This is a genomic window from Nonomuraea jiangxiensis (assembly GCF_900099965.1).
GTDB lineage: Bacteria > Actinomycetota > Actinomycetes > Streptosporangiales > Streptosporangiaceae > Nonomuraea > Nonomuraea jiangxiensis.
This window is the reverse complement of the sequence record NZ_FNDJ01000014.1, coordinates 153,318-174,337: the sequence shown is the minus strand read 5'-3', so window position 1 is coordinate 174,337 and position 21,020 is coordinate 153,318. Positions and strand designations below refer to the sequence as shown.

Below are 21,020 nucleotides of genomic sequence, written 5' to 3'. Positions count from 1 at the left end.
TGCGCCGCCAGGGACTCGAACCCCGGACCCGCTGATTAAGAGTCAGCTGCTCTGACCAACTGAGCTAGCGGCGCAACGGATGTAACTGTATCAGCCGCCGCGCCCTGCCCGCACATCATCCGAGCCTGGCCGCCAGCCCCTCGTACGCCCCCAGCACCAGCCTCCAGAACCCCCGCACGTCCAGCGCGGTGGCCACGAGCGCGTTCGCCCGCCGATCCCGCAGGTCGAAGTCCGTCACCGTCATCCCGCGGGTGTAGAGCCCGGCCGTCTCCACCTTGACCACGGCCGGGACGCAGGTGAACAACGACGGATCGAGCACGTACGCGACCGCGCACGCGTCATGGACGGCCGGCCCGCCCGCGGCCGTCACCTCCCCGTAGGACCGCACGGCCGGCACCAGCAGCCGGTCGGCCAGCCGGCCCAGCGGGCGCATGCGATCCAGCACGTCCGACGTCACCACGGCGGTCAGCGTCACGTCGAGACCGAGCATGCGCACCGTCCAGCCGGCGTCGAAGACGATCGCCGCCGCCTCGGGGTCGGCCAGCATGTTGAACTCGGCCGCCGGATCGCGGTTCCCGCGCGTGTAGGTGCCGCCCATGATGACCAGCTCGCGGGCCCACTCCACGACGCGCGGCTCCTTGCGTACGGCCAGGGCGAGGTTCGTCAGCGGCCCGACGGCCACCAGCGTGATCTCGCCGGGGGCGGCCCGCAGCGCCTCCACGATGAAGTCCACCGCGTACCCCGGCGACGGCCCCCGCTCCGGGGCGGGCAGGACCGCGTCACCCAGCCCGCTCGCCCCGTGCACGTGCCCGGTCCTGGCGGTCCCGCGCAGCAGGGCCCCGGCGCTGCCGGGCGTCACCGGCACCTCCCCCAGCTCAAGGAACTCCCGCAGGGCGAGCGCGTTGGCGGTGGTCAGCTCCAGGTCGACGTTCCCGCTCACCGTGGTGAGACCCACCAGCTCCAGGGACGGGGACCCGGCGACGAGGGCAAGGGCGAGCGCGTCGTCGATACCGGGATCGCAGTCGATGAGAACCTTGGTCACGTAACCGGAGAATACGCACGACCTCAACAGGTAAATCGGGGGGCATAGATCGGGCCGGGCAGTTCCCCCAAAGCTGCCCGGCCCGATCGGCGGCGGTCCAGGCCGGCGCTTTTCCCCCAAAAAACGCCGGCGGTCCCGCACTGGCGAACCGCGGTCCCCCTCCGCGTCCGCTTCGGTGAAGGTCTATGAGGCCAGTCGCAGTGCTCCTGACCTGCTACAACGTTACCGAGACGAATGCAACGGTCGCGTCATAACGGGGTCGAATATCTGTTTAATCCACCTACGGAAGCTCCAACCGAACCTCTGTGCCGTCCTGCAACGATCTGCTCACCGTGCAGTACTTGGCGTGCACCCGCTCCGCCACGGCCCTGTACACCGCGTCGGCTTCCTCCGACGGCAACTCCACGTCGTAGGTCACGGTCACGGGGCCGAGCTTGTTGGACTCCGCCTTCTCCGCCCCCACGGTCATCGCCAGCCGGACCAGCCGGTGGCCCCGCTGGGCGGTCAGCGGCTCGACGGTCACGATGTTGCACCCGCCGACCGCGGCCAGCAGCAGCTCCACCGGGGTGAACACCCCTTCCTCGTCGCCGCTGCCGATCCGCACCTCGGCGCCCCGGGCGTTCGTGGCCCGGAATCCGCCCTCTTCTGTCCGCTCAACACGCACGTTAGCCATGTTTCAGACCTTACTCAGAATGCTTTCATGTTCGTTCAGCATCGTGAGTGGCATGGCTCAGGCGAATGCGAACCAGGGTCCCGTCCTCTTCTGGTGCGGTGTCGCGGTGGCCGAGTTCGGCGCGGTCCAGCCGGGCTTCGGCCATCCGTGGCGCCCGGCTGCCTACGCCGCCGCGGCGCTGCTCGTGGCGGTCGGCCTGCTCTGCGTCAAGGCCGCCGACTACCTGCGCACCGAGGAGGCCAGGCAACGGCTGCGGCTGGGCAGCTATCTCGCGGGCGCGCTGCTGGTGGCCTACCAGTTCAGCTCCACGGCCTACGTGACCGACCTCAGCCGCACGGGTCCGCTGGTCCTCTACGCGATGGCGGCCGTGATGGCGGTCTGGAGCCACCGCATACGCCACGAGACCAGGCCGTCGCTGCTCATCGCCACCGGCCTCGACCCGAGCACGTTGCGCGCCCGCCTGGCCGGTGCCGGTGACACCGTCGTCTACCGGACCGACCGCGTGACCGACGAGCTGCGTGAGCTGGAGAGCCGCTACGGCCTCATCCTCGTCGTGGGCGCGGAGCACGACCCGCGGGCCAAGGAGCGGCTGAGCGCGTCCGGCCTGAGCCGCGAGGTCCCCGACATCGCCGAACGCGAGGTGGTGGTGGCCGGGCCGCGCCCGTTCAAGCGGTACGTCGGCGGCGCCCTGTCACGCCTCGCGATCCCCAGGTCACAGATTCATTTCAAATCAGAACAAAAGGTTTAGGCCAGCATTACGCCCCGTCTGTCACTGTGGTTCCCGGACAAGGAGGCAAGGTGAAGACTTCCGAAATCGTCGAGCCCGGGCTCGCGATGACCTTCCCGGGGACCTCTCGCGTCGAGATGGTCATGGGCATGCCGGTCAGCGTGGACATCCGCACCGCTCTACCGGCACGCGAGCTGACCCCCCTGCTTGATGACGCGTTCGCCTGGCTGAGGTGGGTGGACGACACCTTCAGTCCCGTCAAGGAGGACAGCCAGATCGGCCGGCTCAACCGGGGCCAGACGATCAGGCAGATCCCCGAGCTCATCGAGGTGCTGCACCGCTGCGACGAGCTCCGCCAGGCCACCGACGGCTGGTTCGAGACCCGCATCAACGGCGTGATCGACCCGTCCGGCTACATCAAGGGCTGGGCGCTCGAACGCCTGTCCCGCGCGCTGTGCAACGCCGGTGCCGGAGACCACCGCCTCGACGCGGGCGGCGACCTCAGGGTGCGCGGCTCGGCTGCCCCCGGCAGGCGCTGGCGTATCGGGATCCGCGACCCGCACACGGACGCCGTACGCAAGGTCGTCTTCGCCAACGACCTGGGCGTCGCCACCGCGGGCGGCTCGACCGTGGTCAACCCGCGTACGGGCCGGGTGGAGGAGCGGCTCGCCTCGGTCACCGTGATCGGCCCCGACCTCGGCGTGGCCGACGCCTACGCGACCGCGATCTATGCCATGGGCCCCGCCCTGGCCAGGCGCTTCGCCGCCGGCCTCGCGGAGTCGGGGGACTATCAGACCATGATCATCAGCCGTGACGGACAGGAGACGAGCACGCGAGGCTTCACCGCCTACACCGGCGCGGGGGCCCGCCTGGCGGGCTGACCCCGGCGCTAGGCATCGGGATGCTTACGGAGATATTCGATGTAGATCGGGCGCAGTGCCTCGCCCAGCTCGCCCTCGCCCGCGGCGATGGCATCGCTGAGCAGCGCCGAGACCCGGCTGAGGTCGTTGGCGGTCTCCGTTTCATGACCGCTGGCGGCCTCGGCGGCCGGGATGACCTTCAGCAGATCCCACAGGAACCCCAGATCCCCGTGGCGTACGGCATAGCGCACCGCCCGATCGTGCAACTCGTCGGCCGGCAGCGACTCGAGCCCGTTCACGTCCATCGCGCTCCTTCCCCTGCACGCCCCTTCCCCGCGTTGGGCGACGATAACCGATGACGACGGACGGTGACCGAACGGCATCGTTGTGACCGCGCCCCTATCGCGGCGCCGACCTCAAGTGGGAGGATCAAGCAGCGTGAGATTCATCATCAGTACCATCGCGGCGGCCGTGGCCTTGTGGGTCGCCATCCAGTTGGTCGACGGCATCGAGGTCAACGCCGCCACGAACTCCGCCAGATACTGGGGCGTCCTGCTCGTCGTCGCGCTGATCTTCGGCCTCGTCAACGCGATCGTGAAGCCCATCGTCAAGAAACTCGGCTGTGCGATCATCGTGCTGACGCTCGGCCTGTTCCTCCTCGTGATCAACGCGGCCATGCTGCTGCTGACCAGCTGGATCTCCGGCCAGCTGGACATCCCCTTCCACGTCGACAACTTCTACCCGGCGGCCTTCTGGGGCGCGATCATCGTCAGCTTGGTGAGCTGGCTGCTGGGCCTGTTCATCCCCGACAAAGACTGACCTCCGTGGAGCTCGACGGCACCGGCCTGACCTGCGCGCAGGTTCACCAGGTCGCCTACTCCCGGACCCGGGTCACGATCTCCTCCCTCGATCGGGCCCGGGCCTCGTGGGCCACCGCCCAGGGGCTGACCGGCCCCGTGTACGGCCAGACCACCGGTGTCGGTGCCAACCGGGACATCAGGCTCGAAGACCCCGGCCTCGACCTGGTCCGCAGCCACGCCTGCGGCGCCGGGCCGAGGATCGAGCCCGCCCGGGCCAGGGCCATGCTCGTCATCCGGCTCAACCAGCTGCTGGCCGGCGGCTCCGGCATCAACCCGGCCGTGCTCCCGGTGCTGGCCGAGGCGATCAACAGCGGCTGCACCCCGCCGATCCAGACCTACGGCGCCCTCGGCACCGGCGACCTCACGGCCCTGGCCACCACGGCCCTGTGCCTCCTCGGCGAACTCCCCTGGCACCACGAGACCCCCCCGACCGGCGACGATCCCCGTTTCCCCCTCGCGCCGAGCGACGCGCTGCCGTTCATCAGCTCGGGCGCGGCCACCCTCGCCGACGCCGCGCTCGCCTGCCATCGCCTCGACCGCCTCCTCGGGGCCGCCGTGGAGGTCGCCGCGCTGTCGTTCACCGCCGTGGACGCCTCGGCCGAGCCGCTGGCCACCGCCGTCCAGGAGGCCCGCCCCCATCCCGGCCAGGCCGCCGTGGCCGCCCGGCTGCGCGGCCTGCTCACCCAGGAGCTGTCCAACCGGCTCCAGGACCCGTACGGCTACCGGGCCTTCGCCCAGGTCCACGGCGCGGCGGTGGACGCGCTGGACCGGGCGCGCCGGACGGTGGAGACCGACCTCAACGCATCGACCGAGAACCCGCTCTTCTCCGGCAACCTGGCCTGGCACAACGGCAACTTCCACGCGGCCCCCGTGGCGCTGGCCCTGGACACGCTGCGGGCGGCGCTCGCGCAGACGGCCCAGCTCAGCACGGCCCGCCTGGCCACGCTCATGGACCCGGCCTACACCGGCCGCCACCCCTTCCTCGCCCACCACCCCGGCGCCTCGGGCGTGCTGATCCTCGAATATGTCGCCCAGGACGCCCTGGCCGAGCTGCGCCACCTGGCGGCCCCGGTGACCACGGGCACGGCGGTGATCTCCCGCGGCACGGAGGACCACGCGAGCTTCGCCACCCAGGCCGCCCGCCACACCCTGCGCTGCCTGGAGCCCCTGGAGATCGTGCTGGCCTGCGAGCGCACCGCCGCCGCCCGCGCACTCCACGGCCCGCCGCCCCCGGACCGCCCGCTCACCGCCGACCTGGACGAATCCCGCCACGCCCTACGGCCCTGACCGGCGCCTGTCCGTTGTGGTCAGGGCAACCGGGCGACGGACCCGCGTTCGCGGAGCGTGGGCGCCTGGACGACGCGGCGGCGGCGGGTGCCGCCGTCTGCCGCGGCCGAGATGAGCCGCACCGCCGCCCGCACGATCCCGTCGATGTCCCAGTCGACCGTGGTGAGCCCGGGCGTGAGCAGCCCCGACATCGGGTGATCGTCGTAGCCCATGACCGAGACGTCCCCGGGGATCGACAGCCCCAGCTCCTGCGCCGCCGCGTAGACCCCGTAGGCGATGGAGTCGGCGAAGCAGAACACCGCGCTCGGCTGCCTCCCCGCCAGGATGTCGCGCGCCGCCGAGGTGGCCCCGGCCAGCCCGTGCGGCGCGGTGGCGACCTCGATGTCCAGGCCCAGCCGGTCGGCCTCGGCGGTGACGTGCACGTCGGCGGGCCGGTCGGGCGTGCTGGCCCGGGTGGGGGTGAGGACCGCGAGCCTGCGGTGGCCCAGCTCCCGCAGGTGCTCCAGGGCCAGCGTCACCCCGCGCCGGTTGTCGAAGACGACCTCGCCGGCCGTGCCCGCGGGCGCGTCGCCGATCGCGACCACCGGCACCGACTCGCACAGCTCCGGCCAGAACGCCGCCGCCGGGTCGAGCGGCTGCACGATCAGCCCGTCAACCCGCTGGTCGCGGAGCTGCTGGGCCAGGACCCGCTCCCTGGCCGGGTCACCGACCGCGTCGAGGATGAGCGCGTAGCGATCCTTCTCCCGCAGGCCCCTGCTGATGCCGACCGCCAGCGACTGCTGCCACAGGTCCTCCAGCGAGCCGCAGAGCAGGCCGATCATGCCGGTGCGGCCGCTGGCCAGCGCCCTGGCGATGGGGTCGGCTTCGTAGCCGAGCTCGGCCGCCGCGGCGCGCACGCGCTCCTTCGTCTCCTCCGACACCTGGAGACCGCGCAGCGCGTAGGAGACGGCCGCGGGTGACAGGCCCGTCGCCTGCGCCACCTCCCGGATCGTGGCTCTCTTGCGAGGCATTACGCCAGCCTATTGCGTGGCACTGACAGAAGACCGGTCCGGCACCGGACAAGGCGTTGACAACCCGAGAGGTGAAGCGGTTCACTGAAGCGTATCACTGAAGCGTTTCACCCTCGCGGTATCGCAGCGTAGGCGATTTACATGTAATATGAGTAGGAAATAGAGGGAGGAGGAGCCCGTGAGCATCGATGTGCACCAGCATCTGTGGACCCGTTCGTTCGTCGACGCCCTGCGTGCCCGCACCTCCCCGCCCCGCCTCGACGGCTGGACGCTGATCCTCGACGGCGAGCCGCCCTACGAGGTCGATCCCGCCGACCACGAGCGGCGCGACACCACCGGCCTGGAGCTGGTGCTGGTGTCGCTGTCGAGCCCGCTGGGCATCGAGTTCCTGCCGCCGGAGGAGTGCTGGCCGGTGCTCGACGCCTACCACGAGGGTGTCCTGGGCCTCGGCGCGCCCTTCGGGGCCTGGGCGGCCACCTGCCACAGCGCGCCCGACCCCGACCGCCTGGCCGGTGATCTCGACCGCGGGTTCGCCGGGCTGCAGATCCCCGCCACGGCCGTGCCCGGCGACGACCTGCTCGAAGTGCTGACGGCCAGGGACCTGCCGCTGTTCGTGCATCCGGGACCCGCCCTGCCCATCACTGGAGCCTTCCAGGACACGCCGCCGTGGTGGCCCGCGCTCGTGCCGTACGTGCAGCAGATGCACGCCGCCTGGCACTACTTCCACGCGGTCGTCCGGCCCAGGCACCCGCGGCTGCGGGTCTGCTTCGCCCTGCTCGCGGGGCTGGCGCCGCTGCACTCCGAGCGCCTGCTCGCCCGCGGCGGCGGCGGACGCGGCCTGGTCGACCCGGACTTCTTCGTGGAGACCTCCTCCTACGGCCCGCGGGCGATCGACGCCGTCGTCCGCGAGCTGGGCATCGACGTCGTCGTCAACGGCTCGGACGCCCCCTACGCCACCGCCCCCGACCCAGGACTCGGCGCGGCCGCCGGCCACGCCATCAGGGTCACCAACCCCCGTCGCCTTTTGAAAAGAAGGGAGTTCCGTACGTGAGCACGAACCAGATCCAGGGCGGGGGCACCTGTGCCCGGCTACCGGAGCGCACTCTCGATCGGCGCGAACTGCGCGACCTGGTGAACAAGCTGGCCGCCAGCCCCGAAGAGTGGGTGGACCTGGTGGACTTCCCGGACGACGGCGGCCGGCACTACGCCTCGCTCTACCGCGACGCGTACGTGGACGTCTGGGTCCTGTGCTGGCGCCCCGACGACGACACGGGCTGGCACGACCACGACATCTCCTCCGGAGCCGTGCACGTGGTGCGGGGCGCGCTGCAGGAGTGCAACCCGCGCATCGGCGGCGAGCACCTGGAGACGGTCGTGTCGGAGGGGCAGTCGTTCTCGTTCGGGCCCGACCACATCCACCGGCTCGGCGGCGCTGTGGACAAAAGCGTCTCGATCCACGCCTACTCGCCGCCGCTGTGGCGGCTCGGCCAGTACTCGATCGACGGCACCGGCGTCATGCGCCGCGTCTCGGTGAGCTATGCCGACGAGCTCAGGCCGATGGACGAGGCCGTGGTGGCCTGAGCACGCAGCAGCTCGCGCACGGTTCCACGTCCGGCAGTCCGATCCACAGGCAGCAGGTCTTGCGGAAGTAGGTGTCGCCGGCGGGCTCGACCAGCCCGTCCACCGGCGGGCCGATCTCCCGCAGCAGCCGCATGTAGTCGCCGGGCAGGAACTGTGTCAGCGGGTGGGCGAACGCCTCCGCGGTGGACCCCCACAGCGTGCGCTCGCCCACCCGCGCCATGGAGTTGATGGCGGTGACCAGCGGCTGCTGCGACTCGGCCAGCGCCTCCCGGATGGCCCCGGGGCCGGAGTCCCAGTGCACGCGCGAGGCCGCGATCGTCACCCCGGCCTCCGACACCTTGAAGTACGTCTCCGCCAGCCGCATGATCGGCACCCGCCCGTCGTGCGCCCACCCGAGCGCCATCGGCATGGTGTGCCAGTATCCGTAGGTCTTCCAGAACAGCGCCGCCCCGACGTGGTACGGCGCCTTCCAGCGCTCGGCCGTCTGCCTGATCAGCTCGTCCAGCCGCGTGTACGGCTCCCGCACCAGCTCGGCGACCGGCGTCCAGCTCTCGTCAGGCTCGATGACGAGGGCGGGCTCCACCCCGAGGACCCCGTCGCGCTCGTCGGCCACCCGCTGGAGCACCTCGGTCAGCACGCTCGTATCCCCCGAAATCTAAAGTTAGCCTAACCTAACCTAAGGTAGCAGGACGCCCGGCCAGCCAACCAGCCCCGAGCTGGACCACCACCACCGCCAGTCCGGCCAGCAGCGGCACCGACCAGCCGCCGGAGACCTGCCGGAGGAACCCGAAGGCCAGCGGTCCCAGCGCGGCCACCACATAGCCCACGGACTGGGCCACGGCCGACAGCGCCGTCACCGCGGTGGGGTCGGCCGGCCGCAGCGCGATGATCAGCAGCGCCAGCGCGAACGACGCCCCCTGGCCGATTCCCAGCACGATCATCCAGAACCACGGCACGGTCGTCGGCGCCAGCAGCATGCCCAGATACCCGAACACGGTCAGCACGCCCGCCCCGACCACGTACGGCACCTGCGAGGGCCGCCGCCCGGCCAGCACCGGGACCGCCAGGGAGGTGACCACCTGGACCAGGTTCGTCAGGCTGAGCAGGTAGCCGGCCTGGTCGGCGGGCAGGCCGGCCTCGATGAAGATCGTCGGCAGCCAGGCCAGCATGACGTAGAAGGTGAGGGACTGCAGGCCCATGAGCGCCGTCACGTACCAGGTGACCCGGCTGCGCAGCACCTGGCCGAACGGCCGCGGCCCGCTCTGCACCTCCTGCTGCTTGCGCGCCGCCTGCGGGAGCCAGATCAGCGCCGCCAGCAGCGCGGGCACGGCCAGCAGCGCGGAGACGCCGCGCCAGCCGAAGCCGGTGCCGTGTTCGAGCGGGATCACGAGGGCGGAGGCGGAGGCGGCGCCACCCACGACCGCGGCGACGTAGACGCCGGTCAGGAGGTTGACGCGGGTGGGGAAGTGCTGCTTGACGATGGCGGGCATGGAGACGTTCATGACGGCGATGGCGGTGGCGGCCAGCGCGGAACCGAGGTAGAGCATCGGCACGCCGCCCAGGCCGCGCAGCACCACGCCCGCGGCGATGACGAGCAGGCCCGCGAACAGCGTGCGGTCGAGACCCAGGCGCCGGGCCAGCAGCGGGGTGACGGGCCCGAAGACGCCCAGGCAGACCACCATGACGGTGGTGATCGCGCCGCCGGCCGCGGGCGAGAGGCCGACGTCGCGCATGATCTCGTCGAGGAGGGGAGACACACCCGCGATGGCCGGGCGCAGGTTGAGGGCGGCCAGCACCACCCCGGCCAGCAGCAAAGCGGATCTCAACGACATAGACGACCACTCTCGCACAGCGCCTTGACCAGGTTGTCCGCGCCTGCCGGTCGGGATCTCGTGAGCGCCGCGGCGGCGGTCAGCCGGCCGCCGAGCTCGGAAGTGGCGCCCGCAGGTGGCGGGCCAGCGCCAGCGCGACCAGCACCGCCGCGCCGCCCGCGACGGCGATCGCGTACCTGGGCGTGATCAACTCGCCCAGCACCCCGATCAGCGCCGCGCCGACCGCCTGCCCGGTCATCAGCCCGGCCGACTGCAGCCCGAACGCCTGTCCGCGCACCTCCTCCGGCACCGCGTCCACGAACCGCCGCTGCAACCCCAGCTGGTACGACAGCCCCGCCGCCGCCACCGCGGCCAGCCCGGCGGCCCACCCGACCCCCGGCCCGGCCGCGAAGCCCAGCCAGGGCACCCCGAGCAGCACCGCCAGCGGCAGCGAGAGGCGCTCGCGCAGGCCGGGGGCCGCGAACCGGCCCACCGTGAACTCCCCGACCGCCATCCCGGCCGCGGCCATGGCCAGCACCACTCCCGACTGCCCCTGTGCGCCGAGATAGGGCACCACCATCGCCTCCGCCCCCGCCAGGCACATGCACGGCAGCCACCCCGCCAGCAACAGCCCGCGCACCGGCCGGTCGGACAGCAGCCGCCGGTTCACCCGCAACGTCTCTCGCACGGCCCCCCGCCCGGAAGCGCCCCTGGCCGGCCGGTCGGGCAGCCCGAACCGCAGCACCACGGCCGCCACCAGCGACAACCCCCCGGTCACCGCCAGCGCCCCGGACGGCCCGGTGACCGCCAGGAACACGCCCCCCGCCGCCAGCCCGACGATCTGCGCGCTCGCGGAGGTGACGCCGAGCAGCGACCGCCCCAGGACGAACGCGTCCCCGGGCAGCACGTCCGGCAGCAACGCCCACCACGCGGCCCCGAACACCGGCGAGAACAACCCCGTGACGAGCACCAGCGCCAGCATCGCCCACACCGGCAGCCCCGCGAACGCCAGCAGCGCGCACACCATCGCCCTGACCAGCTCACCGATCACCATCAGGCGCCGCGCGGGCAACCGGTCGGCCAGGGAGAGCAGGAAGAGCCCGCCCACGATGTACGGCAGCCACCCGGCCATGTACGCCGCCGCCGAGAGCCCGGGAGACCCGGTCCTGGTGTACACCAGCACGGACAGGGCCAGCATCTTGATCGAGTCCCCGACCACGAGCAGCGCGAAGCCGCCGAACAGCACGCGGAACTCTCTGACGGCGAACACCTCGCCGAACGTCGCCCCCTTCACGGCCCCGATGCTGCCGACGTCCCGGCCGGATGGCGATGCTTTCGGATATAACCGAAAGGTGCGCGTGACGATCGAGGTGATCCCGCAGGACGTGATGGCCAGCAGGTTCGCGATCTCCCCGCTGATCGAGACCATGCACGCCCAATGGACGCTGGCGGGCCGCCACGAGGCCGGGGCGAACGGCCCGTGGGTGGCGCGGTGGCGGGAGACGTACTTCGGGCTGGAGCGGGAGCATCCGGTGCTGCGGGCCGCCGCCGCGATCAGCGGCAACAAGGGGGACGCGAACGTCAACTTCGTCGCCCCGCCACCGACGGCGGTGGACGTGCCGTTCGAGGCCGAGCTGGCCACCATGCGCGCGACGCCGCTGGCGCAGGCGCACGCGGAGATCGACCGGGCGCTGGCCGGGCGCCCGCCCGTGGCCCGCTGGGTCAGGGAGCTGCTGCTGGGGCCGCGGGTGGTCGAGCGGTTCGCGCAGGCGTACCAGGCGCTGTGGACGGAGATTCTGTCCCGCGACTGGCCCCGGTTTCGGGCGGTCCTGCAGCGGGACGTCGCGCAGCGGGCCGGGCGGCTGGCGGCCTACGGCTGGCAGGCGGCGCTGGAGAACCTCAGTCCCCGGGTGCGCTGGCGGCACGGCGGCACCATCGAGATCGAGCTGATGACGGTCGACAGGACGCACCGGCTCGACGGCAAGGGGCTGCTGTTCCTGCCCTCGGTGTTCATCACCACCATCGCCGCCTATCTGGACGACGCCTGGCCGTACGCGATGATCTACCCGGCCCGGGGGATCGCGGTCGCGCCGCCCGTACCGGATGCCGACCTGGCGGCGCTGATCGGCCGCAGCCGCGCCCGCATCCTCGCCGAGCTGGCCGAACCGGCCACCACCACCCAGCTCGCGGCCCTGCTCGGGCAGGGCCTGGGCACCACCGGCGGCCACCTGGCGGCACTGCGCAGGACGGGCCTGATCGCGGGCACCCGCATGGGCCGCAGCGTCCTGTACGCCCGCACCCCCCTCGGCGACGCACTCGCGAACGGCTAGCCTCTTCCTCGGACAACACGAGGTTATAGTTGTTGCGCATCAGTTCAGCAAATATGTTCACGACCCAGGAGTGGGCGCATGAATGCCGCCGATGTCGCACCCGAGGGACAGCAGGCCAGGTTCCCGCACGAGCTGATGTACGCGGCGGCGCAGCAGTACTACCTGGAGGACGCCACCCAGGGTGACATCGCCAAGCGGCTGGGCGTCAGCAGGGCGACCGTGAGCAGACTGCTCACCGAGGCCCGCAAGCAGGGCATCGTCGAGATCAGGGTGCACCGGCCGGCCGGGCTGACCGACGGCCCGCTGGCGGCCGAGGTGGCACGCGCGCTGGGCCTGCGGCGCGTCCACATCGTGCCCAAGGTCAGCGGCCCGGCGCTGGGCCCGTGGCTGGCCCCGGGCGTGTCCCGCGCGCTGGCCGAGGTCGGCCTGGAGTCGGGTGACGTCGTGCTGGTCTCGTCCGGCACCACGGTCTACGAGTGCGCCCGCGAGGGCCTCGGCCAGTATCCCGGGGTCACGATCGCGCCCGCGGTGGGCGGCCAGGAGGAGCCGCAACCCTGGTTCCAGACCAACGAGACCACCCGCATCCTGGCCGAACGCATCGGCGGCGTGCCCGCCTACCTCTACGCGCCCGCGCTGCCGGGGCCCGAGCTGTTCTACTCGCTGCAGCACGAGCCGTCCGTGCGCAGGGTCATGGACCTGTGGGCGCGGGCCAAGTGCGCCATCGTCGGCGTCGGCTCCGCGCCGCTGATGAGGCAGATGATGCCCGCCCTCATGCCGCGCGACGCCGAGAGCCTGCGCCAGGCCGTGGGCGACGTGTGCATGCGGATCTACGACCGTGACGGCAGGCCGGTCACCTACCCGGGCAGCGAGCGGCTGGTGGCGACCCGGCCGGAGGAGCTGCGCCGCATCCCGGCCACGATCGCGGTCGCGGTGGGCGCAGAGAAGGTGCTGTCGATCATCGCGGGCGCCCGCGGCGGCTACTTCAACCACCTCGTCACCGACACCCCCACGGCGGAGGGCCTGGTGGCAGCCGCTCACCAAGTCTGAACACTTTTGCTGGACAACTATTCTGAACGCGCGCTAACGTGAGCCGCACCAACGGATGTGCCCAGGTGTAGGGGCATGTCCCTCTCCCGGGGGCCAGCGAGCGTCAGAGATCAGCAAGTGAGGAATGAACCCGTGAACAGAGCTCAGATGCGGACCACCACGTTCGCCGCCGTGGCGGTGCTCGCCGGCTCGATACTGGCCGCGTGCGGCTCAGGCTCCGGCTCCACCGGCGCGAGCACCGGCGGGAGCGGCGGCGGCGCCGAGAACGCGAAGGTCGCCTTCCTCATGCCCGACCTCGCCTCGACCCGGTACGAACTGCAGGACAAGCCGCTGTTCGAGGCCAGGATGAAGCAGCTCTGCCCGAGCTGCCAGGTCATCTACCAGAACGCCGACTCCGACGCCGCCAAGCAGCAGCAACAGGCCAACTCGGCGCTCGCCCAGGGCGTCAAGGCGATCGTGATCGACCCGGTCGACTCCGCCGCCGCGGCCACCATGGTCAAGACGGCCCAGTCGCAGCAGGTCCCGGTCATCGCCTACGACCGGCCGATCCCGGCCACGCCCGCCGACTACTACATCTCGTTCGACAACGAGAAGATCGGCTCCATGATCGCCCAGTCCCTGGTCGACCACCTGAAGGCCGAGAAGGCGGAGGGCGGGATCCTCCAGGTCAACGGCTCCCCCACGGACGCGGCGGCCGGGCTGATCAAGAAGGGCATCCACAGCGCGGTCGACCCCAGCGGCTTCAAGCTGCTGGCCGAGTACGACACCCCCGACTGGCAGCCGGAGAAGGCGCAGACCTGGGTCAGCGGCCAGATCACCCAGTTCAAGGACCAGATCGTGGGCGTGGTCGCGGCCAACGACGGCACCGGCGGCGGCTCGATCGCCGCGTTCAAGGCCGCGGGCGTGAAGGTGCCGCCGGTCACCGGCAACGACGCCGAGGTGGCCGCCGCGCAGCGCATCATCGCGGGCGACCAGTACAACACGATCTCCAAGCCGATCAAGATCGTGGCCGAGGCGGCCGCGAACGTGGCCTACGACTTCATGCAGGGCAAGAAGCCCGCGGGCCAGACCACCCTGTACAACACGCCCTCCCAGTTGTTCGTCCCCACGGTCGTGACCAAGGAGAACATCAAGGAAGTGCTGTTCGACAGCGGCATCATGAAGGCCGCCGACGTGTGCACGGGCGAGTACGCCCAGGGCTGCGACGAGCTCGGCATCAAGTAGGAGAGCCGCGATGACCGTCCTGTCCCTGCGCGGGATCAGCAAGACCTTCGGCGCGGTGGCCGCCCTCACCGACATCGAGCTCGACGTGGCCGCGGGCCAGGTCGTGGCCGTCGTGGGCGACAACGGCGCGGGCAAGTCGACGCTGGTCAAGATCCTTTCGGGCGTGCACCCGGCGGACGCGGGCACGATCACGTTCGAGGGGAGCACGGTCGAGATCCACAGCCCGGCCGCCGCCCACAAACTCGGCATCGCCACGGTCTTCCAGGACCTCGCGCTGTGCGAGAACCTCAACGTGATCCAGAACCTGTTCCTCGGCCACGAGATCCGCCCGCTGCGGCTGAACGACGTGGCCATGGAGACCCGCTCCTGGGAGCTGCTCCGCCAGCTCTCCGCCAAGATCCCGAGCGTACGGGTGCCGGTCGCGGCGCTGTCGGGCGGTCAGAGGCAGACGGTGGCCATCGCCAGGTCTCTGCTCGGTGACCCCAAGGTCATCATCCTCGACGAGCCCACCGCCGCGCTCGGCGTCGCGCAGACGGCCGAGGTGCTCAACCTGGTCGAGCGGCTGCGCGAGAACGGCCTGGGCGTCATCATGATCAGCCACAACATGGCGGACGTGCAGGCCGTCGCCGACAAGGTCGCGGTGCTGCGGCTGGGCCGCAACAACGGGGTGTTCGACGTGGGACAGGTCTCCACCGAGGAGATCATCGCGGCCATCACCGGCGCCACCGACAACGTGGTGTCTCGTCGTAACCAGAGGGGAGCCCAGTCGTGAGCGCAGTGACGAGCGAGCCGGCCGACCGCCAGGACGAGCGGCTCCAGCACCGCGGCGGCCTGCGGGGCGCGCTCGCCGACGTGGTCGCCCGGGCCAGGGGCGGCGACCTCGGGGTGATCCCCGTCGTGGTCGGGCTCGTGGTCATCTGGACCGTGCTGCAGGTCCTCAACCCGATCTTCCTGTCCAGCGCGAACCTGGTGAACCTCACGCTGGAGTCCGCCGCCGTCGGCGTCATCGCGCTCGGCATCGTGTGCGTGCTGCTGGTGGGGCAGATCGACCTGTCCGTCGGCTCGGTCAGCGGGTTGTCGGGGGCCGTGCTCGCGGTGCTGTTCGTGGGCGAGGGACTGCCGGTCTGGCTGGCGATCCTGGCCTCGGTGCTCATGGGCGCGGTCGTCGGATGGCTGTACGGGCAGCTCTTCAACCGGTTCGGGGTGCCCAGCTTCGTGATCACGCTGGCCGGGCTGCTGGCCTTCCTCGGGCTCCAGCTCTACGTGCTGGGCAGCAAGGGGTCGATCAACCTGCCGTTCGACTCGGGGCTGGTGAACTTCGCGCAGCTCGACTTCGTACCGTCCTGGTTGTCGTTCGCGTTCGCGGTGATCGCGGCGGGCTGGTGGTTCGTCAGCGGCTACCTGCACGCGGAGGAGCGGCGCCGGGCCGGGTTGTCGGCCCGCGGCACGCTCACGCTGGTCGTCAGGAGCGTGGTGCTGCTGGCGGTGCTGGCGTTCGTGGTCTGGTATCTGGGCCAGACGCGCGGCGTGGGCTGGATGTTCGTCTTCTTCGTGGCGCTGGTGCTGATCATGCACTACCTGCTGTCGCGGACGAAGTGGGGCAGGTCCGTCTACGCGGTCGGCGGCAACGTGGAGGCCGCGCGCCGGGCGGGCATCAACGTCAGGGCGGTCTACACCTCCGTGTTCGTGCTCTGCTCGACGTTCGCCGCGGTCGGCGGCATCCTGGCCGCGGCCCGGCTGGCGGCGGCCAACCAGAGCAGCGGCGGGGGCGACGTCAACCTCAACGCCATCGCGGCGGCCGTGATCGGCGGGACGAGCCTGTTCGGCGGGCGCGGCACAGCGTTCGGCGCGCTGCTCGGGGTCATCGTCATCCAGTCGATCTCCAGCGGCCTGACGCTGCTGAACCTGGACTCCTCGATCAGGTTCGTGGTGACCGGGGCGGTGCTGCTGCTCGCCGTGATCGTCGACTCCGTGTCGCGCCGGTCGAGGACCTCCCACGGCAGGGCCTGATGGCGATCATCTGCGTGGACGCGGGCACCACGGTCATCAAGGCGGTCGGGTACGACGCGTCGGGCGCAGAGTCGGCCGTCGCGCGGCGGGAGACCACGGTGTCCAGGCCCGCCCCGGGCCATGCCGAGCAGGACATGGACGCGGTCTGGGACGCGGTCGCGGACACCGTGCGCGAGGTCGCCGCCCGGGTGGGCGAGGTCGAGTTCGTGGCGGTCACGGCGCAGGGCGACGGCTGCTGGCTGGTCGACGAGCACGGCGAGCCGACCGGCCCCGCGATCCTGTGGAACGACGCCAGGGCCGCCGCCACCGTGGACGCCTGGACGCGGGCGGGGCTGGCCACGGCGGCGTTCCGGCTGAACGGCTCCTCGGCGGCCTCCGGGCTGCCGCACGCCATCCTGACCTGGCTGCGCGCGCATGACCCCGGCCGGCTCGACCGGTCGAGCGCCCTGCTGACCTGCGGCGGCTGGATCTACGCGCGGATGACCGGTGAGGTGGTGGCCGAGGAGTCCGACGCGTCGGCGCCGTTCATGGACCTGCGGGCGCGGGCGTACTCGCCGGCGCTGGCGGCCATGTTCGGCCTGGAGTGGGCCGAGCGGCTGCTGCCGCCCATCCGCTCCTGCCCGGTCGCCGAGCTGACCCCGGCCGCTGCCACCACGCTCGGCCTGGCCGCCGGGACCCCGGTCGTCATGGCTCCCTACGACATCGCCGCGACGGCGCTGGGCGCGGGGGCGGTCACGGCCGGGCAGGCGTGCGGCATCCTCGGCACCACGCTCTGCACCGAGGTCATCGTCGAGACGCCCGGCCTGGACGGCGAGCCGACCGGCATCACGATCGCGCTGCCCGGCGGCTATCTGCGGGCCTTCCCCACGTTCGCGGGCACGGAGGTGGTGCAGTGGACGTGCCGCCTGCTGGGGCTGGCCGGCCCCGCCGAGCTGGGCGAGCTGGCCGTCCTGAGCCCGCCGGGGGCGGGCGGGCTGACGTTGCTGCCGTACCTGTCGCCCGCCGGTGAGCGGGCCCCCTTCTCCGATCCGCTGGCCAGGGGCTCGTTGCTGGGCATGTCGTTCGAGCACGGCCGCGAGCACGTCGCCAGGGCCGCGCTCGAAGGGCTCACCATGGTCATCCGCGACTGCCTGGCGGCCACGGGGGCGGCGCCAACCGAGTTGCGGGTGTGCGGGGGCGGCGCGGCCAGTGCCCCCTGGCTCTCGCTGATCGCCGACGTCACCGGTCTGCCCGTCCGCCGTCCCGCCGACGCCGAGGTGGGGGCGCGGGGGGCGTACCTGGTGGGGCTGGCGGCCACCGGTGCCGCGACGTCCGTCCCGGCCGCCGCCGCCCAGCACGTACGGCTGCGCGACGCGGTCGAGCCCGACCCCGCCCGCCACGCCTTCTATGCCAGGCTGTTCGACGACTTCCTGACCTTGCGCGGGACCAGCGCGGGCACGTGGCCGCTGCTGGCCGGGATGAGGGACCGTACATGAGCGGGTGGATCGGCATCGACCTGGGCACGCAGAGCGTGCGCGCGCTGGCCGTCACCGGGGACGGCCGGGTGCTCGGCACCGCGAGCCGCCCGCTGACCAGCCACCGCGACGGGCCCCGGCACGAGCAGGACCCCGAGCAGTGGTGGCGCGAGCTCGCCGCCGCCACCCGGGAGGCGCTGCGCGACGGGCCACCCGGGCGGATCGAGGGCGTGGCGGTGGCCGCGACCTCTGGAACGCTCCTGCTCACCGACGCCCACGGCCGGGCACTGACACCCGCGCTCATGTACGACGACCGCCGGGCCTCCGCCGACCGGGTCAACGAGGTGGGCGCGCCCGTCTGGGAGCGGCTCGGCTACCGGCGCATGCAGCCCAACTGGGCGCTGCCGAAGCTGCTGTGGCTGCTCGGGGAGGCGCCCGCCGGAGCCCGGCTGGCCCATCAGAGCGACTTCGTCAACCGGCGGCTCGTCGGGCACGAGGTGGCCACCGACCTGAGCAACGCGCTCAAGACCGGCGTGGACCTGATCGAGGAGCGCTGGCCCGCGGAGGTGTTCGACGCGCTCGGCGTGCCCGCGGAGATCCTGCCCGCGGTCGTGCGGCCCGGCACCCGGCTGGGCGTGGTGGACGCGCGGGCCGCCGAGGAGACCGGCATCCCGGCCGGCACCCCGGTGATCGCGGGCACCACGGACGGCTGCGCCGCCCAGCTCGGCGCGGGCGCCCTGCTGGCCGGGAGCTGGAACTCGGTCCTGGGCACGACGCTGGTGCTGAAGGGCGTGACGAAGGAGCTGATCCACGACCCGCTGGGGGTGGTGTACTCGCACCGCGCGCCCGACGGCTCGTGGCTGCCGGGCGGGGCGTCCAGCACGGGGGCGGGCGCGCTGACCCGCGACCTGCCGGGCCGCGACCTCGACGCCCTCAGCGCCCAGGCCGACAGCCGCTTCGGCGCCGGGGGCCGCCCTGCCGGCCCGGACCTGCCTGTCACGTATCCGCTGGTGTCCCGTGGTGAGCGGTTCCCCTTCGCCGCCCCGGAGGCCGAGACGTTCACCCTGGGCGAGCCCGCCGACGACGTCGAGCGCTACGCCGCGATCCTGCTCGGCGCGGCCTTCGTCGAGCGCCTCTGCTTCGACTACCTCGACCTGCTCGGCGCCCCGGTGGACGGCGAGATCATCCTGACCGGCGGCGCCACCCGCAGCGCGTACTGGACCCGGCTGCGCGCCGACGTCCTGGGCCGTCCCGTGACGCTGCGTGAGAACGCCGAGCCCGCCCTGGGCATGGCCGTGCTCGCGGCCGGGCACCCCGGCGGCATGATCAGAACCCGGGCCGTCGTCGACCCGTCCGGGGCCGACCTGCGCGAGCCGTACCTGCGCTTCGTCGCCGAACTGGAACGGCGCGGCTGGCTCGACCCGACCGCCGCGCAACACGCCCGCGAGAGGACCGCCGTATGACCGACCTCGTCCTGGTCCGCCACGGCGAGACCGTCTGGCACGCCGAGAACCGCTATGCCGGGATCAGCGACATCGACCTCACCCCGCGCGGCCTCGACCAGGCCGCCCGGCTCGCCGGCTGGGCGGCGGGCGCCGGCCTGGCGGGCGTGTGGGCCTCCACGCTCAGCCGGGCCAGGATCACCGCCGCCGCCGGCGCGGAGCGGGCCGGCCTGCCGCTCCAGGTGGACGCCAGGCTGCGCGAGCTGGACTTCGGCGAGGGCGACGGCTTGACCTCGGCGGAGATGGCGGAGCGGTTCCCGCAGGCACGCGCGGCGTTCGAGGCCGACCCGGCGCGGCACCCGCTGCCCGGCGGCGAGGATCCGCACGCGGCCGCCGACCGGTTCGTCGCCGCGCTGCGCGACATCGCCGCCGCGCATCCCGGCGGGCGCGTGCTGGTGGTCGCCCACACGACCGCCATCCGGCTCGCCCTGTGCCGGCTCATCGGGGTCCCGCTCGGCGAATACCGCCGGTTGTTCCCGCGCCTGGACAACTGCGCCCTGACAGAGCTGCGCCTGCCGGGGTCCGGCACCGGGCGGGTCGCGATATTGCAGTTCAACTCCCCGATTGGAGCCGTTCGTTGAGCATCCGAGTCCTCGCCGCGGGCGATCACTTCGTCCAGAACCGCCTGCTCATCGACGCGCTCAGACGCGAGGTTCCCGGCGAGGTGGACGTACGCGAGCTGACGTTGCCGTGGCCGGTGGAGCCGTTCGGCCGGGTGGGCGAGGTGGACGAGGCCTCTGACGTGGAGGACGAGCTGATCGAGGCGCTGCGGGGCGTCGAGGTCTGCGTGACACAGATGGCCCCGCTGACCAAGCGCGTTCTGGATGCCTCTCCCGACCTGCGGCTGTTCTGCGTGAGCCGGGGCGGGCCGGTGAACGCCAACCTGGAGGCGGCCGCGCGGGCCGGGGTGGCGGTGACGTACGCGCCGGGCCGCAACGCGGTGGCCACCGCCGAGCACACCCTGGCCATGCTGCTGGCGGCCACCCGCCGGATCCCCCAGACGCACGCCGACCTGGCCGGGGGCGTGTGGCGGGGCGACTACTACATGTACGACAACGTCGGCCCCGAGCTGGAGGGCAGCACGGTGGGCCTGATCGGCTACGGCGCGATCGGCCGCCGCGTGGCCCGCATGCTCGAAGGCTTCGGCGCGAACGTGCTCGTCCACGACCCGTACGCGGACGTGCCCGGCGGCGGGGTGGGCCTGTCCGAGCTGCTGGAACGCGCCCGTTTCGTCTCCCTGCACGCCCGCGCCACCGCCGAGACCGCCGGCATGATCGGCGCGGCCGAGATCGCCGCCATGCCCCGGGGCTCGGTCCTCGTCAACTGCGCCCGGGGCGCGCTGCTGGACTACGACGCCCTGTGCGACGCGCTGGACTCGGGCCACCTGTTCGGCGCCGCGATGGACGTCTTCCCCGAGGAGCCCATCCCGCCCGGCTCGCGCCTGCTCACCACCCCGAACCTGGTGATGACCCCGCACCTGGCGGGCGCCAGCAAGGAGACGGCGATGAAGGCGGCGGCGATCGTGGCCGCCGACGTGGCCCGCTATGTCCGCGGCGAACCCCTCGCACACGTGGCCACCCCCTGACCCACCCCTGACGCCGC

General features: G+C 72.3%; 22 protein-coding genes and 1 tRNA gene. 15 read left to right on the top strand and 8 right to left on the bottom strand.

The features are described 5' to 3' along the window. From BLS95_RS29740 to BLS95_RS29730, 3 genes are all read right to left on the bottom strand, one after another. Positions 1 to 74 (bottom strand) — tRNA-Lys (locus tag BLS95_RS29740). A gap of 41 nt (positions 75 to 115) precedes the next feature. Next, positions 116 to 1,042 (bottom strand): nucleoside hydrolase, encoded by a 927-nt coding sequence (locus tag BLS95_RS29735; protein WP_090938563.1) that lies wholly within the window; start codon positions 1,040 to 1,042, stop codon positions 116 to 118. Positions 1,043 to 1,322: 280 nt separating this feature from the next. Next, on the bottom strand, positions 1,323 to 1,715 hold the full coding sequence (locus tag BLS95_RS29730) for an OsmC family protein (RefSeq protein WP_090938560.1): 393 nt from the start codon (positions 1,713 to 1,715) through the stop codon (positions 1,323 to 1,325). A 52-nt stretch (positions 1,716 to 1,767) separates the two neighbouring features. Here BLS95_RS29730 and BLS95_RS29725 point away from each other — a divergent pair, with 52 nt between their 5' ends. Continuing rightward, positions 1,768 to 2,463: a ferric reductase-like transmembrane domain-containing protein gene (locus tag BLS95_RS29725; protein ID WP_090938557.1), complete on the top strand. Its 696-nt coding sequence runs from the start codon at positions 1,768 to 1,770 to the stop codon at positions 2,461 to 2,463. A gap of 50 nt (positions 2,464 to 2,513) precedes the next feature. Next, positions 2,514 to 3,323, top strand: coding sequence for an FAD:protein FMN transferase (locus tag BLS95_RS29720; protein ID WP_090938554.1), 810 nt, complete (start codon positions 2,514 to 2,516; stop codon positions 3,321 to 3,323). Between the two features lie 8 nt (positions 3,324 to 3,331). Here the strand turns inward: BLS95_RS29720 and BLS95_RS29715 are convergent, their stop codons facing one another. Continuing rightward, a complete protein-coding gene (locus tag BLS95_RS29715) occupies positions 3,332 to 3,607 on the bottom strand; it encodes a hypothetical protein (protein ID WP_090938551.1) in 276 nt (91 codons plus the stop codon). Positions 3,608 to 3,740: 133 nt separating this feature from the next. Here BLS95_RS29715 and BLS95_RS55910 point away from each other — a divergent pair, with 133 nt between their 5' ends. Both BLS95_RS55910 and BLS95_RS29705 read left to right on the top strand, forming a co-directional pair. Beyond that, the gene (locus BLS95_RS55910) at positions 3,741 to 4,121 is read left to right on the top strand and encodes a phage holin family protein (protein ID WP_090938548.1); all 381 of its coding nucleotides are present in this window, start codon (positions 3,741 to 3,743) and stop codon (positions 4,119 to 4,121) included. Between the two features lie 5 nt (positions 4,122 to 4,126). After that, a complete protein-coding gene (locus BLS95_RS29705; protein WP_176993438.1) occupies positions 4,127 to 5,449 on the top strand; it encodes an aromatic amino acid ammonia-lyase in 1,323 nt (440 codons plus the stop codon). Between the two features lie 20 nt (positions 5,450 to 5,469). Here BLS95_RS29705 and BLS95_RS29700 read toward each other — a convergent pair whose 3' ends face one another. Next, positions 5,470 to 6,459 carry a LacI family DNA-binding transcriptional regulator gene (locus tag BLS95_RS29700; protein WP_090938545.1) on the bottom strand — a complete coding sequence of 330 codons (990 nt, stop codon included), beginning with the start codon at positions 6,457 to 6,459 and terminating at the stop codon, positions 5,470 to 5,472. A gap of 178 nt (positions 6,460 to 6,637) precedes the next feature. Here BLS95_RS29700 and BLS95_RS29695 point away from each other — a divergent pair, with 178 nt between their 5' ends. After that, positions 6,638 to 7,510, top strand: a complete 873-nt coding sequence (locus tag BLS95_RS29695; protein ID WP_090938542.1) for an amidohydrolase family protein — start codon at positions 6,638 to 6,640, stop codon at positions 7,508 to 7,510. Beyond that, entirely contained in the window at positions 7,507 to 8,040 is a 534-nt protein-coding gene (locus BLS95_RS29690) for a cysteine dioxygenase (RefSeq protein WP_090938539.1), read from the top strand. Before BLS95_RS29695 ends, BLS95_RS29690 begins: the two co-directional genes overlap by 4 nt. Here the strand turns inward: BLS95_RS29690 and BLS95_RS29685 are convergent. The 3 genes from BLS95_RS29685 to BLS95_RS29675 all read right to left on the bottom strand — a co-directional run bounded on the left by BLS95_RS29685 (position 8,009) and on the right by BLS95_RS29675 (position 11,145). Then, entirely contained in the window at positions 8,009 to 8,677 is a 669-nt protein-coding gene (locus BLS95_RS29685; protein ID WP_090938536.1) for a hypothetical protein, read from the bottom strand. The genes BLS95_RS29690 and BLS95_RS29685 overlap by 32 nt on opposite strands. A gap of 34 nt (positions 8,678 to 8,711) precedes the next feature. Then, positions 8,712 to 9,872, bottom strand: coding sequence for a CynX/NimT family MFS transporter (locus BLS95_RS29680; protein ID WP_090938534.1), 1,161 nt, complete (start codon positions 9,870 to 9,872; stop codon positions 8,712 to 8,714). Between the two features lie 79 nt (positions 9,873 to 9,951). Continuing rightward, complete coding sequence (locus BLS95_RS29675; protein WP_245765363.1) at positions 9,952 to 11,145, bottom strand: MFS transporter; 1,194 nt, start codon at positions 11,143 to 11,145, stop codon at positions 9,952 to 9,954. A gap of 64 nt (positions 11,146 to 11,209) precedes the next feature. On the opposite strand from BLS95_RS29675, the gene BLS95_RS29670 reads away from it, so the two are divergent. From BLS95_RS29670 to BLS95_RS29630, 9 genes are all read left to right on the top strand, one after another. Continuing rightward, positions 11,210 to 12,181 carry an ArsR/SmtB family transcription factor gene (locus tag BLS95_RS29670; protein WP_090938528.1) on the top strand — a complete coding sequence of 324 codons (972 nt, stop codon included), beginning with the start codon at positions 11,210 to 11,212 and terminating at the stop codon, positions 12,179 to 12,181. 78 nt (positions 12,182 to 12,259) lie between these two features. After that, positions 12,260 to 13,228 carry a sugar-binding transcriptional regulator gene (locus tag BLS95_RS29665; protein ID WP_090938525.1) on the top strand — a complete coding sequence of 323 codons (969 nt, stop codon included), beginning with the start codon at positions 12,260 to 12,262 and terminating at the stop codon, positions 13,226 to 13,228. A gap of 132 nt (positions 13,229 to 13,360) precedes the next feature. Further along, positions 13,361 to 14,452: an ABC transporter substrate-binding protein gene (locus tag BLS95_RS29660; protein WP_218136037.1), complete on the top strand. Its 1,092-nt coding sequence runs from the start codon at positions 13,361 to 13,363 to the stop codon at positions 14,450 to 14,452. A gap of 10 nt (positions 14,453 to 14,462) precedes the next feature. Continuing rightward, complete coding sequence (locus BLS95_RS29655) at positions 14,463 to 15,224, top strand: ATP-binding cassette domain-containing protein (protein ID WP_090938519.1); 762 nt, start codon at positions 14,463 to 14,465, stop codon at positions 15,222 to 15,224. Beyond that, positions 15,221 to 16,462: a sugar ABC transporter permease gene (locus tag BLS95_RS29650; protein ID WP_218136036.1), complete on the top strand. Its 1,242-nt coding sequence runs from the start codon at positions 15,221 to 15,223 to the stop codon at positions 16,460 to 16,462. Before BLS95_RS29655 ends, BLS95_RS29650 begins: the two co-directional genes overlap by 4 nt. Then, positions 16,462 to 17,937 carry an FGGY-family carbohydrate kinase gene (locus BLS95_RS29645; RefSeq protein ID WP_090938516.1) on the top strand — a complete coding sequence of 492 codons (1,476 nt, stop codon included), beginning with the start codon at positions 16,462 to 16,464 and terminating at the stop codon, positions 17,935 to 17,937. Before BLS95_RS29650 ends, BLS95_RS29645 begins: the two co-directional genes overlap by 1 nt. Beyond that, positions 17,934 to 19,379, top strand: coding sequence for an FGGY-family carbohydrate kinase (locus tag BLS95_RS29640; protein WP_090938513.1), 1,446 nt, complete (start codon positions 17,934 to 17,936; stop codon positions 19,377 to 19,379). The genes BLS95_RS29645 and BLS95_RS29640 overlap by 4 nt, the downstream gene beginning before the upstream one ends. Beyond that, positions 19,376 to 19,999 carry a histidine phosphatase family protein gene (locus BLS95_RS29635; protein ID WP_090938509.1) on the top strand — a complete coding sequence of 208 codons (624 nt, stop codon included), beginning with the start codon at positions 19,376 to 19,378 and terminating at the stop codon, positions 19,997 to 19,999. Before BLS95_RS29640 ends, BLS95_RS29635 begins: the two co-directional genes overlap by 4 nt. After that, on the top strand, positions 19,996 to 21,003 hold the full coding sequence (locus BLS95_RS29630) for a 2-hydroxyacid dehydrogenase (RefSeq protein WP_090938506.1): 1,008 nt from the start codon (positions 19,996 to 19,998) through the stop codon (positions 21,001 to 21,003). The genes BLS95_RS29635 and BLS95_RS29630 overlap by 4 nt, the downstream gene beginning before the upstream one ends. The last annotated feature ends 17 nt before the right edge of the window (positions 21,004 to 21,020 follow it).

Coding starts and splice junctions, on each gene's coding strand:
- BLS95_RS29635 (WP_090938509.1), top strand. CDS start 19,376: ATGACCGACCTCGTCCTGGTCCGCCACGGCGAGACCGTCTGGCACGCC.
- BLS95_RS29645 (WP_090938516.1), top strand. CDS start 16,462: ATGGCGATCATCTGCGTGGACGCGGGCACCACGGTCATCAAGGCGGTC.
- BLS95_RS29665 (WP_090938525.1), top strand. CDS start 12,260: ATGAATGCCGCCGATGTCGCACCCGAGGGACAGCAGGCCAGGTTCCCG.
- BLS95_RS29730 (WP_090938560.1), bottom strand. CDS start 1,715: ATGGCTAACGTGCGTGTTGAGCGGACAGAAGAGGGCGGATTCCGGGCC.
- BLS95_RS29725 (WP_090938557.1), top strand. CDS start 1,768: ATGGCTCAGGCGAATGCGAACCAGGGTCCCGTCCTCTTCTGGTGCGGT.
- BLS95_RS29640 (WP_090938513.1), top strand. CDS start 17,934: ATGAGCGGGTGGATCGGCATCGACCTGGGCACGCAGAGCGTGCGCGCG.
- BLS95_RS29700 (WP_090938545.1), bottom strand. CDS start 6,459: ATGCCTCGCAAGAGAGCCACGATCCGGGAGGTGGCGCAGGCGACGGGC.
- BLS95_RS29680 (WP_090938534.1), bottom strand. CDS start 9,872: ATGTCGTTGAGATCCGCTTTGCTGCTGGCCGGGGTGGTGCTGGCCGCC.
- BLS95_RS29715 (WP_090938551.1), bottom strand. CDS start 3,607: ATGGACGTGAACGGGCTCGAGTCGCTGCCGGCCGACGAGTTGCACGAT.
- BLS95_RS29655 (WP_090938519.1), top strand. CDS start 14,463: ATGACCGTCCTGTCCCTGCGCGGGATCAGCAAGACCTTCGGCGCGGTG.